General features: G+C 71.8%; 10 protein-coding genes. 4 read left to right on the plus strand and 6 right to left on the minus strand.

Annotation, left to right across the window (positions count from 1 at the left end; all coding sequences use genetic code 11):
• Nucleotides 1-23 precede the first annotated feature (23 nt).
• Entirely contained in the window at nucleotides 24-752 is a 729-nt protein-coding gene (locus tag ACF07B_RS40090) for a TetR/AcrR family transcriptional regulator (protein WP_392182576.1), read from the minus strand.
• Nucleotides 753-979: 227 nt separating this feature from the next.
• Here ACF07B_RS40090 and ACF07B_RS40095 point away from each other — a divergent pair, with 227 nt between their 5' ends.
• Entirely contained in the window at nucleotides 980-1,429 is a 450-nt protein-coding gene (locus tag ACF07B_RS40095; RefSeq protein ID WP_362408571.1) for a nitroreductase family deazaflavin-dependent oxidoreductase, read from the plus strand.
• Between the two features lie 162 nt (nucleotides 1,430-1,591).
• Here ACF07B_RS40095 and ACF07B_RS40100 read toward each other — a convergent pair whose 3' ends face one another.
• Entirely contained in the window at nucleotides 1,592-2,848 is a 1,257-nt protein-coding gene (locus ACF07B_RS40100; RefSeq protein ID WP_392182577.1) for a geranylgeranyl reductase family protein, read from the minus strand.
• A gap of 176 nt (nucleotides 2,849-3,024) precedes the next feature.
• On the opposite strand from ACF07B_RS40100, the gene ACF07B_RS40105 reads away from it, so the two are divergent.
• Nucleotides 3,025-4,380: a dipeptidase gene (locus ACF07B_RS40105; protein WP_369481577.1), complete on the plus strand. Its 1,356-nt coding sequence runs from the start codon at nucleotides 3,025-3,027 to the stop codon at nucleotides 4,378-4,380.
• 252 nt (nucleotides 4,381-4,632) lie between these two features.
• Here the strand turns inward: ACF07B_RS40105 and ACF07B_RS40110 are convergent, their stop codons facing one another.
• The 3 genes from ACF07B_RS40110 to ACF07B_RS40120 all read right to left on the minus strand — a co-directional run bounded on the left by ACF07B_RS40110 (nucleotide 4,633) and on the right by ACF07B_RS40120 (nucleotide 7,280).
• Complete coding sequence (locus tag ACF07B_RS40110; RefSeq protein WP_392182583.1) at nucleotides 4,633-5,673, minus strand: NUDIX domain-containing protein; 1,041 nt, start codon at nucleotides 5,671-5,673, stop codon at nucleotides 4,633-4,635.
• Nucleotides 5,674-5,804: 131 nt separating this feature from the next.
• Nucleotides 5,805-6,002, minus strand: coding sequence for a hypothetical protein (locus ACF07B_RS40115; protein WP_369481576.1), 198 nt, complete (start codon nucleotides 6,000-6,002; stop codon nucleotides 5,805-5,807).
• Between the two features lie 324 nt (nucleotides 6,003-6,326).
• Nucleotides 6,327-7,280, minus strand: a complete 954-nt coding sequence (locus tag ACF07B_RS40120) for an ROK family protein (protein ID WP_392182584.1) — start codon at nucleotides 7,278-7,280, stop codon at nucleotides 6,327-6,329.
• Between the two features lie 238 nt (nucleotides 7,281-7,518).
• Here ACF07B_RS40120 and ACF07B_RS40125 point away from each other — a divergent pair, with 238 nt between their 5' ends.
• Nucleotides 7,519-8,601 (plus strand): LacI family DNA-binding transcriptional regulator, encoded by a 1,083-nt coding sequence (locus ACF07B_RS40125; RefSeq protein WP_392182578.1) that lies wholly within the window; start codon nucleotides 7,519-7,521, stop codon nucleotides 8,599-8,601.
• 140 nt (nucleotides 8,602-8,741) lie between these two features.
• Here the strand turns inward: ACF07B_RS40125 and ACF07B_RS40130 are convergent, their stop codons facing one another.
• Nucleotides 8,742-10,046 carry a DUF6986 family protein gene (locus ACF07B_RS40130; protein ID WP_392182579.1) on the minus strand — a complete coding sequence of 435 codons (1,305 nt, stop codon included), beginning with the start codon at nucleotides 10,044-10,046 and terminating at the stop codon, nucleotides 8,742-8,744.
• Nucleotides 10,047-10,282: 236 nt separating this feature from the next.
• Between ACF07B_RS40130 and ACF07B_RS40135 the strand changes: the two genes are divergently transcribed.
• Nucleotides 10,283-11,182, plus strand: coding sequence for an endonuclease/exonuclease/phosphatase family protein (locus tag ACF07B_RS40135; RefSeq protein ID WP_392182580.1), 900 nt, complete (start codon nucleotides 10,283-10,285; stop codon nucleotides 11,180-11,182).
• Nucleotides 11,183-11,275 lie beyond the last annotated feature (93 nt).

An 11,275-nucleotide genomic window follows, 5' to 3' on the forward strand; every position in this document is an offset into this window, starting at 1 on the left:
TCAACGCCGGGAACCGACCTGGTCTACGCCGGAGGCGACCCGGCGGCGGTCTCGCCCGGCTCCGGGTACACGAGACCCACCTCGTGGGCGAGCCGTCCCACGGCGTGCCGGAAGAACGGCTCGCGGTCGTCCACGACCCGGTTGAACTGGCCGAACAGTTCGAACCCGATCAGCCCGTAGAGCTGTGCCCACGAGGCCACCAGCGCCACCACCACCTCGGGCGGCAGATCGGGCGCGAGGTCGGCGGCCATCCGCCGTGCCTCGTCCTTCAGCGCGACGGACAGCGGCGTACGGGCCAGGCCCTTGCCCCGGTACGCGTCGCGGACGACGCCGATCAGGAGCAGTCCGACCCGGGAGGCGGCCGGCACGGTCTCCTGCGGTGCGACGTACCCGGGGACGGGCGAACCGTAGATGAGCGCGTACTCGTGCGGATGCTCCAGCGCCCAGCGTCGCGCCGCCGCGCACACGGCGATCCAGCGCTCGCGGGGACCGGAGGCCGCGACCTCGGCGTGCGCGGACTCGGCCGCCTCGCCCAGGGAGTCGTAGGCGTCGATGATGAGCGCGGTCAACAGGTCGTCCCGGCTGGGGAAGTACCGGTAGAGCGCGGAGGAGACCATGCCGAGCTCGCGGGCGACGGCCCGCAGGGAGAGCTTGGCGGCACCCTCAGCGGCGAGCTGTCTGCGCGCCTCGTCCTTGATGGCCGCCGTGACCTCGATCCTGGCTCGGGCACGTGCCCCTCGCGCGGTACTCATACGGTGCAGTGTCCCACGTTTTCAGAGCAGTGCACACAAACGAGAGCAGCGATCTGAAAGTGGATCGATGCTCCGCTTCGTGATCGGCAGCTACAAACGAGAGCGGCGAACAAAAACGAGAGCACTGCTCTTGCATTGGATCACCGATCCGATGCAGACTCCTCTCAAGCGAGAGCGGTGCTCACAAAACAGATCGGCGCTCTCATCACACGCCCCGAGAGGTAACCGTGTCCACACACGTCCAGAAGCCCGGCTGGTTCACCGTCAACGTCTTCAACCGTGCCGTGGCCTGGATCACCCGGCGCGGCCTCAGCGTCTGGGGTTCACGCGTCCTGGCCGTCCGGGGCCGCAAGAGCGGCGAGTGGCGGACGACCCCGGTCAATCTGCTCACCGTGGACGGTGAGCAGTACCTCGTCGCACCCCGCGGCCATGTCCAGTGGACGCACAACATGCGGGCGGCCGGCGGGGGCGAGCTGCGCCTCGGCAAGAAGGTCGACACCTTCACCGCCGTGGAGGTGACCGACGACGACAAGGTGCCGCTGCTGCGCGCCTATCTCAAGCGCTGGAAGGCCGAGGTCGGTGTGTTCTTCGGCGGCGTCGGCCCCGACTCGTCGGACGAGGAGCTGCGTCGCATCGCCCCCGACCACCCGGTCTTCCGGATCACGGTCACGAGCTGACACCGGCCATGCCCTCAGGGGCCTGTCCGACGCTTCCCGTCCGTTGCGCGTCACCTTCGGGCGACGACGGGAAGCGTCGCACAGGTCCCGGGGATGGTCCGACAGTCCCGGGACTCGTCCTAGGGTCCTAGGACGAGTCCCGGGACAGGACAGGTCCTTGGGCTAGCCCTCAGCGCCTTCCGCCACCCGGGGCCGGCGGTCGAGGGCGGTCAGGGCCCGACCGACCGTCGGGTGGTTCCGGATGATCTCCCCGAGCGTGGTGGAGCCGCGGGTGATCCCGGTGAAGGCCTTCCACACCGGGCGCACGCCGGTGAGCCCGGCGTGGAACATGCCGGGGCGACGCTCGAAGGCACCGAGCAGGCGCTTGCCGACGCTCATCTCGACACCGAGCCCCGCCTTGATCGCGAAGGCGTAGTTCAGTGCCTGGCGCCGCGCGTCGACGGCGTCGTGCGCCTCGGCGATCCGCACGGCCCACTCGCCCGCGAGCCGCCCGGAGCGCAGCGCGAACGAGATGCCCTCACGGGTCCAGGGTTCGAGCAGTCCCGCCGCGTCGCCGCAGACGAGCACCCGGCCGCGCGACAGCGGCGAGTCCTCGGCGCGGCAGCGCGTCAAGTGGCCCGAGGAGATGGACGGTTCGAAGCCGGCCAAGCCGAGCCGGGCGATGAAGTCCTCCAAGTACCTCTTGGTGGCGGCACCTTCGCCGCGCGCGGAGATCACGCCGACGGTGAGCGTGTCCCCCTTGGGGAAGACCCATCCGTAACTGCCGGGCATGGGGCCCCAGTCGATCAGGACACGCCCCCGCCAGTCCTCGGCGACCGTCTCCGGCACCGGGATCTCGGCCTCCAGACCGAGATCGACCTGGTCGAGCTTCACACCGACGTGTGCTCCTATCCGGCTGGCACTGCCGTCGGCACCCACCACCGCCCGCGCCAGGACCGTCTCGCCGCCCTGAAGGACCACGGCGACGGTGCGCCGGTCCGGCACGGCCGAACCGTGCTGTTCGACGCGCGAGACCGTGGCACCCGTACGCAGCTCGGCGCCCGCCTTCTGCGCGAACTCGACGAGCTGCTGGTCGAACTCCGGGCGGTTGATCAGCCCGAACAGCATGTGCCGGGACCGCCGGGTGCGGGCGAACTTGCCGTCCATCGAGAAGGTGACCGCGTGCACCCGGTCCCTGAACGGCAGCTCGAAGCCGGGGGGCAGTGCGTCGCGCGAGGGGCCGATGATGCCGCCTCCGCATGTTTTGTAGCGGGGCAGTTCGGCTTTCTCCAGCAGCAGGACGCTGCGTCCCGCGACCGCTGCCGCGTAGGCGGCCGAGGCGCCCGCCGGCCCTCCACCGACGACCACGACGTCCCACACCCGCTGTTCGTCGTCCGCCGTACGCCGCTCGTCGTCCGCCGAAGAGTTCTCGCTGCTCACGTTGGTCTACTGCTCCCAGTCCAGCCGTCTGCCGCACCTGTCCCCCGCATCCTACGGCGGGCATCACCGCAGGCCGCTGTGGGAGGATCGGCAACGGATGCGTCCTGTACACCAGTCCGCATCACTCGATCATCTGTACACAGAAGTACAACGTCGCACCTACAAGGAGCGTGCCCATGTCGTCGAATCCGGTCGCCGAGACCGTCGCCTCGCTCATGCCCCGGGCCAAGGCGGAGCTCACCGAGCTGGTGGCTTTCAGGTCGGTGGCGGACTTCGACCAGTATCCGAGGAGCGAGAGCGAGGGCGCCGCCGGCTGGATCGCCGACGCGCTGCGCTCCGAGGGCTTCCAGGACGTGGCCCTGCTGGACACGCCGGACGGCACTCAGTCGGTGTACGGCTACCTGCCGGGCCCCGAGGGCGCGAAGACGGTCCTGCTGTACGCGCACTACGACGTGCAGCCGCCGCTGGACGAAGCGGCCTGGACGACGCCTCCGTTCGAGCTGGTGGAGCGCGACGGCCGCTGGTACGGACGGGGCAGCGCCGACTGCAAGGGCGGCGTCGTCATGCACCTGCTGGCGCTGCGTGCCCTGAAGGCGAACGGCGGCATTCCGGTGCACGTCAAGGTCATCGTCGAGGGTTCGGAGGAGCAGGGCACCGGCGGCCTGGAGCGGTACGCCGAGGAGCACCCGGAGCTGCTGACCGCCGACACCATCGTCATCGGCGACGCCGGCAACTTCCGGGCGGGCCTGCCGACGGTCACCGCGACCCTGCGCGGCATGACCCTCGTACGGGTGCAGGTGGACACCCTCGAAGGGAACCTGCACTCGGGCCAGTTCGGTGGTGCGGCGCCCGACGCGCTGGCCGCGCTGATCCGCGTCCTGGACTCGCTGCGGTCGAAGGACGGTTCGACGACCGTGGACGGCCTGGCGGACGAGGCCGCGTGGGACGGGCTTCAGTACGAGGAGCAGGCGTTCCGTGAGGACGCCAAGGTGCTCGACGGCGTGGAGCTGATCGGCTCCGGTACGGTCGCCGACCGGGTCTGGGCGCGTCCGGCCGTCACGGTGCTGGGGATCGACTGTCCGCCGGTCGTCGGCGCGACGCCGTCGGTGCAGGCGGGTGCCCGTGCGCTGATCAGCCTGCGGGTGCCGCCGGGCGTCGACGCGGTCGAGGCGACGAAGCTGCTGGAGGCGCACATCGAGGCGCACACGCCGTGGGGCGCGCGGGTGAGCACCGAGCGGATCGGGCAGGGCCAGGCGTTCCGCGCCGACACGTCCAGCCCCGCGTACGCGTCGATGGCCGAGGCCATGGCCGTCGCCTACCCGGGCCAGGAGATGCAGTCGGCGGGCATGGGCGGCTCGATCCCGCTGTGCAACACGCTGGCCTCGCTGTACCCCGAGACGGAGATCCTGCTCATCGGCCTGAGCGAGCCGGAGGCGCAGATCCACGCGGTGAACGAGAGCGTCTCGCCGGACGAGCTGGAGCGTCTGTCGGTCGCCGAGGCGCTGTTCCTGCGGAACTACGCGGCGAGCTGATCGTCCCCGGACAAGGCAAGGGCCCCTCGCCGGTGCGCGAGGGGCCCTTGCCTTGTCCGGTCGTTCACCACACGAATCCCGCGAAGGACCCTGTAGGTGGGCTCGGTGGAGGTCTGCTCGATGGAGGTCGCCTCGGTGGAGGTCGCCTCGGTGGAGGTCGCCTCCCCGTCCGCGGACGGGACCACGGCGATGAAAGCGGCGGTACGGAGGCGACGGTGCCGGAGGCCGTCGCACCGGCGGAACGGCCCGGTGTCAGCCGAGCGGCACTCCGGCCTCCAGGTACAGCGCCGCGCCGCGCTCACGGGCCCGCAGAGCCCAGCGGAGCCGTTCATAGCGCACGGGCGGCAGCAGGTCGGCCGCCTCCTGCTCGGTGACGAAGCGCCAGCCACGGAGTTCCGGGCCCGGCAGCAGGAGTCCCCGGACGGCCTGTTCGTCGAGGCGTCCGCCGTCGAACAGGAGCCGCAGACCGCCGTAGCCGGGCGGTGCCGGCGATTCCCAGTCGACGACGAGCAGCGTGGGCACCTCGTCGAGGGTGATGCCGGTCTCCTCGGTGACCTCGCGCATGCCCGCGCGCGCGGGGGCCTCCCCGGTTTCGACGACCCCGCCGGGGAACTCCCATCCCGCCTTGTAGGTGGGGTCGACGAGCAGGACCCGGTCGTTCTCGTCGAAGAGGAGCACTCCGGCGGCGACCGTCTCGGCGGTGGGTTCGGGAGTCTGCACGATGTCGCACACGGGTGCGTCCCCGGTGCGTACGGCCTCGGCGACGCGCAGGGCGGTGTCGTACGGGGTGAGCGCGCTGGTGTCGACGGGGTGGGCGTCGGCCGCCAGCCAGGGGAGCGCGGCCCGGTAGGGCTCGATGTGGTCGTACGACCACTGGCGCACGCGGATCTCGGCGTCGGGCAGGTCCGGGGGCACCTGCCGCCCGGCTATTCGCTCCCGCAGGATCGTTTCCGCCGGGGCGAGGAGCACATGGCGTACGGGAATCCGGCGCGCGGCGAGCCCGCCGAAGATCTCGTCGCGGTACTCCTGGCGCAGCAGGGTCATCGGGACGACGAGGACGCCGCCGAGCTCGGCGAGCAGGGCGGCCGCGGTGTCGACCACGAGCCGGCGCCAGATCGGCAGGTCCTGGTAGTCGCCGACCTCGGCGAGGTGCTTGGCCGGGAGCAGCTGCGTGAGTGTGGCCCCGACGACCTCGGGGTCGAAGAGCGTGCTGTTCGGGATCAGCTCGATCAGTTCCCGTGCGGTGGCGGTCTTCCCCGCACCGAACGCACCGTTGATCCAGACGATCACGATTCCCCCTCTTCTGTTGGCCCCCTGAGGCTTGCCCGCTCCACCCTGCCACGGAAACCAGCCGCTGATGAGGGCACCGAAAAGGCGACGCCGGTGCCCCCGAGGCGGGGACACCGGCGCGACGCGGTGGTCCGTCAGCCGTTCTGGCCGCCGAGGGCGCCCTCGTCGACCGCCAGGCTGTCGGAGCCGACGGTGTGGTCGACCGAGCTGAGCGTGTCCTTGACGTTCAGCTCGCTCACGGCGTCCCCGTTCAGGGCGTGGGACGGGGTGATCGCCGCGACGACGAACCCGGTGGCGAGGGAGGCGATGGCGAGCATGCTGCGCTTCTTCATGCCCGGTTCAACTACGGAGACCGGACGGAGTCACGGTGCACCGGCCACGTTCATCCGGACATCCGCGCCACGGACATGGCCCGAGCACCAGCCCCGCCCCGACACCACCGGATCAGACGCGTAACCGACCCGAGGCCACGCACCACCCGCGTGACGGCCCCGACACCACGTCGGCACACACGCGTACCCGGCCCTGACACCACGTCGGCGCACACGCGTACCGGCCCCGACACCACGCCGGCGCACACACGTACCCGGCCCGGGGCCACCCGCACCAAACACCTGCTCGGCCCTGCGCCACCGCCACGGGCCCGAGGGCAAGGATCAGACGCGGGCCGCAGTCGTGCGTGACCTGCGGGTGAGCGCCGCCGCGGCCGCGCCGACCAGCCCGGCGTCGGTGCCCATCAGCGCGGGCGTCACGGTCAGCCGCTGGACGAAGGACAGCGTGGCGTAGTCGGCCAGGGCCCGGCGCAGCGGTGCGAGGAGCACGTCGCCCGCCTTGCCCACTCCCCCGCCGATCACGGCGATGTCGATCTCGACCAGGGTGGCGGTGGCCGCGATACCCGCGGCGAGAGCCTGCGCGGCCCGCTCGAAGGAGGCCACGGCGACCGGGTCACCGGCGCGGGCCGCTTCGGCGACCGCGGCGGCCGAGGTGTCGCCGTCGGGACCGGGCTGCCAGCCTGCCTCCAGCGCACGGCGGGCGATGTTCGGGCCGCTGGCGATGCGCTCGACGCAGCCCCGGGAGCCGCAGGGGCACAGATCGCCGTCCAGGTCGACACTGATGTGCCCGATGTGGCCCGCGTTTCCGGTGGGACCCGCGTGAAGCTGCCCGTCCAGGACGAGCCCGCCGCCCACGCCGGTGGACACCACCATGCACAGCGCGTTGTCGTGGCCCCGGGCGGCGCCCTGCCAGTGTTCGGCCGCGGTGATCGCCACACCGTCGCCGATCAGCTCGACGGGCAGCCCGCCCGCGGCCTCGGAGGCCCGCTCGACCAGCGGGTAGCCCCGCCAGCCGGGAACGTTCACCGGGCTCACCGTGCCCGCCGAGGCGTCCACGGGCCCGGCGCTGCCGATACCCAGGGCTCCGGCCCTGCTCCACAGCGGGGAGACCGCGAGCTCACCGATGACGTCCTCGACGGCGCCCATGACGGTGTCGCCGTCCTCCTTGGCCGGCGTCGGGCGCTGCGCGCGCAGGAGAATCCGGCCGTGGCCGTCCACCAGCGCTCCGGCGATCTTGGTGCCGCCGATGTCGAGCGCGGCCACGAGGTCGGTGTGCATCAGTTTCAGGTCTCCCATGGGGTGTCGTGACGGGCCCGCCGCGCCGCGGGTCCGGGGTCTCCGGCCGGGAAAGGTTCAGGATCGGGCCCCGCCGTTCGCCGCGCGGAGTGCGCCGGCGGACCACGGGGACCGTGCGCCCTGGGGAAGACGCAGGCCGGAGATTGCGGTGGACAGTGTCTCCCGCATCTGACAACGTTGTCCAGGCTCTATGCTCGACGCCACATCCTCATACAACCCCATGGACCTACGCATCCCCGTGGACGACAGGACAGGACAGCACATCGTGGCCGAGACCACCCGCCGATCCGAGAACCGCTACGGAAACCGTCCGACGATGAAGGACGTGGCGGCCCGTGCGGGAGTCGGTCTCAAGACGGTCTCCCGCGTGGTGAACAGTGAGCCCGGCGTCACCCCGGACACCGAGCGGCGCGTCCAGGAGGCCATCGAGGCGCTGGGCTTCCGCCGCAACGACAGCGCCCGGGTGCTGCGCAAGGGCCGTACCGCGAGCATCGGGCTGGTCCTGGAGGACCTCGCGGACCCGTTCTACGGGCCGCTGAGCCGCGCGGTCGAGGAGGTGGCCCGCGCGCACGGAGCCCTGCTGATCAACGGTTCCAGCGCGGAGGACCCGGACCGCGAGCAGGAACTGGTCCTCGCGCTGTGCGCGCGCCGTGTGGACGGGCTGGTCATCATCCCGGCCGGCGACGACCACCGCTATCTGGAGCCGGAGATCAAGGCGGGCGTGGCCACCGTGTTCGTGGACCGCCCGGCCGGGCGGATCGACGCAGACGTCGTCCTGTCGGACAGCTTCGGCGGCGCCCGGGACGGTGTCGCCCACCTGATCGCCCACGGCCACCGCCGGATCGGCTTCATCGGTGACATGCCCCGCATCCACACGGCCGCCGAGCGGCTGCGCGGCTACCGGGCCGCGATGGAGGGAGCGGGGATACCGGTCGAGGACGAGTGGATGTCTCTCGGCGTCACCGATCCGCAGCGGGTGCGCAAGGCGGCCGAGGACATGCTGTCCGGCTCCTCCCCCGTCACCGCGGTCTTCGCGGGCAACAACCGGGTCACCGTGACCGTCGTCCGGGTCATCGCCGAGCGCGGCCGCCCCGTCGCCCTCGTCGGTTTCGACGACATCGAGCTCGCCGATCTCCTGGAGCCCGGGGTCACCGTCGTCGCCCAGGACGCGGCCGCGCTGGGCCGCACCGCCGCCGAACGCCTGTTCCGCCAGCTCGACGGCGGCCTCGTCGCCCCGGAACGCATCGAACTCCCGACCCGCCTGATCACCCGTGGCTCGGGGGAACTGCCGCCGGCGCGCTGAGAGACGGCCGCGCCTTCGGCCACACAGGGAGAGGAACCCGCCCGCTCCGGCCCAAGGCGCGCCTGAGGCGGCTGAGGCCCCCCACGCGCGACTCCCGGGAACCACGACAGCGCGACGGGTCACCGGCCAGGCCGCGCGCGCTACTGGCCCGACACGGTCAGATCCCCCCGCCGCGGCCGCGCGAACCCCTCCAGTTCCTGTCGGGTCAGGCCCGACGACCGGGTCACCTCCGTCGGCGTCAGGGCGCCGCAGTCGAGGCCGCGCAGGAGGTAGCCGCTGAGGGCCTTGGCCGTGGCGGGTTCGTCCATGACGTCGCCGGAGGCGTGGCCGGCGTAGCGGGAGAGGCGGGCGGCGGCCTGTTCGAAGCCCTCGCGGTAGAAGGCGAAGACGGCCGCGTAGCGGGTCGGGATGTGGGCGGGGTGCATGTCCCAGCCCTGGTAGTAGGCCCGGGCCAGGGCGCGGCGCGTGAGGCCGTAGTGCAGGCGCCAGGCGTCGTGGACGTTCTCGGTGGGGCCGACGGGCAGGACGTTGGTGGAGCCGTCCGAGAGGCGTACGCCGGTGCCGGCGGCCGCGACCTGCATGATCGCCTTGGCGTGGTCGGCGGCCGGGTGGTCGCTCGCCTGGTAGGCGGCGGAGACGCCGAGGCAGGCGCTGTAGTCGAAGGTGCCGTAGTGCAGTCCGGTGGCGCGGCCCTCGGCGGCCTGGATCATGCGGGCGACGGTGGCCGTGCCGTCCGTGGCGAGGATGGACTGGCTGGTCTCGATCTGGATCTCGAAGCCGATCCGGCCCGGTGCCAGGCCGCGGGCCTTCTCGAACTCCTCCAGGAGCCTGACCATGGCGGTGACCTGCCGCGCGTACGTCACCTTGGGCAGGGTGAGGAGGAGTCCGTCGGGCAGGCCGCCCGCGTCCATCAGGCCCGTCAGGAAGATGTCGAGGGTGCGGATGCCCCGGTCGCGGACCGGCGCCTCCATGCATTTCATGCGGATGCCCATGTACGGGGCCGCGGTGCCGTTCCCGTACGCCTCGGCGATCAGCCGGGCCGCGCGGGCCGCCGTCGCGTCCTCCTCGGCGTCCGGGCGCGGGCCGTAGCCGTCCTCGAAGTCGACGCGCAGGTCTTCTACGGGTTCGCGCTCCAGCTTGGCGCGTACACGGTCGTACACGGGCTCGGCGAGGTCGTCGGTGAGGCCGAGGACGGCGGCGAAGGACGCGGCGTCGGGGGCGTGTTCGTCGAGGGCGGCGAGGGCGCGGTCCCCCCAGGCGCGGACGGTGTCGGCGGCGAACGCGTCTCCGGGGACGTACACGGTATGGACGGGCTGCCGGGTGCCGGGATCTCCTGGATAGCGGCGCTCCAGCTCGGCGTCGACGGGGGCGAGGGAGGCGCTGACCGCTTCGGTGACGGCACCCGAGAGGCTCGTCGCCACCTTCTCCTGCTGACCCTGGCCCATCCGGCACTCTCCCGTTTTCCGCGGTACGGAATCAACAATCTGTTGAATGAAGTTATCCGGCGGGCTTCCCGCGGGTCAACACCTTCTCGGACCGCGGGACACGCCGCCGTGTCCACTCCCGTCCCGGGCGACCCTGGACGGGATTCTGTCCCGAGCGTCCGGGACAGACTCTCCCCGTCTCTTCTTCCCCTCCGGTGGTGCGCGCCCCATCCTGACTCGCGAGCGAAGGAGCACAGGTGCCCGACTCCAGCAGAGTGACCCGCCGCGCGGGGCTCAGAAACGTGGTGGCCGCAGCTGTCGTCCTGCCCTTGCTCACCACCGCGCAGGCCTCCGCCACCCGACGCCCCCGTCCCCGCCCCCGTCTCGACGTCATGACCTACAACCTGCGCTTCGCGAGCGCCGTGGAGCCCGACAGCTGGGCGGTGCGCCGTCCGGTGATGCGTGCGCTGCTGCGCCGGAGGTCGCCTCATGTCATCGGCACCCAGGAAGGCCTCTACCAGCAACTGCTCGACATCCAGGCCGACCTCGCGCCGCACTACGAGTGGATCGGCACCGGCAGGGAGGGCGGCAGCGGGGACGAGTCCGTGGCGCTCTTCTACGACACCCGGCGTCTGGCCCCGCTGGAACACGACACGTTCTGGCTCTCGGACACCCCCAGGGTGATCGGCTCGAACACCTGGGGCGCCGCGCTGCCCCGCATCGCCACCTGGGTGCGCTTCCGCGATCTGGCGGACGGCGGACGGGAGTTCCACGTCCTCAACACCCACCTGGACCACGCGAGCCAGTACGCGCGGGCACGGGCCGCCGCTCTCGTCGCCGAGCGGATCGCGGAGTTCGATCCGTCCCTGCCGTGCCTGGCGACCGGCGACTTCAACGCGCCCGCGCACCGGAACGAGGTCTACGACATCCTGCTGGGCGCCGGGCTCACCGACACCTGGGACACGGCCGCCGGGCGGAGCAGGCCCTACGCGACCTTCCACGGCTACGCTCCGCTGACGCCGGACGGCGACCGCATCGACTGGATCCTCGCGAGCCCCGGCGTCGAGGCGTACCGGGCGTCGGTCGACACCTTCTCGCTGCACGGTCAGTACCCGAGCGATCATCTGCCGGTGCGGGTCTCGCTGACCTTGGGTTGACGTGCTGGTGTCGGGTGGGTTCCGGGATGTGGGAAGGCCCCCGTGACCGGTGTGGTCGCGGGGGCCTTCGTCGGTGCTGGGGTGATCAGCCCT

It is taken from the genome of Streptomyces sp. NPDC015532 (assembly GCF_043078065.1).
In the GTDB taxonomy this organism is placed as follows: Bacteria; Actinomycetota; Actinomycetes; order Streptomycetales; family Streptomycetaceae; genus Streptomyces.

What these genes read in the sequence shown, in the direction of transcription:
- ACF07B_RS40115 (WP_369481576.1), bottom strand. Translation starts at nt 6,002, where the DNA reads ATGAAGAAGCGCAGCATGCTCGCCATCGCCTCCCTCGCCACCGGGTTC.
- ACF07B_RS40125 (WP_392182578.1), top strand. Translation starts at nt 7,519, where the DNA reads ATGGACCTACGCATCCCCGTGGACGACAGGACAGGACAGCACATCGTG.
- ACF07B_RS40090 (WP_392182576.1), bottom strand. Translation starts at nt 752, where the DNA reads ATGAGTACCGCGCGAGGGGCACGTGCCCGAGCCAGGATCGAGGTCACG.
- ACF07B_RS40105 (WP_369481577.1), top strand. Translation starts at nt 3,025, where the DNA reads ATGTCGTCGAATCCGGTCGCCGAGACCGTCGCCTCGCTCATGCCCCGG.
- ACF07B_RS40120 (WP_392182584.1), bottom strand. Translation starts at nt 7,280, where the DNA reads ATGCACACCGACCTCGTGGCCGCGCTCGACATCGGCGGCACCAAGATC.
- ACF07B_RS40130 (WP_392182579.1), bottom strand. Translation starts at nt 10,046, where the DNA reads ATGGGCCAGGGTCAGCAGGAGAAGGTGGCGACGAGCCTCTCGGGTGCC.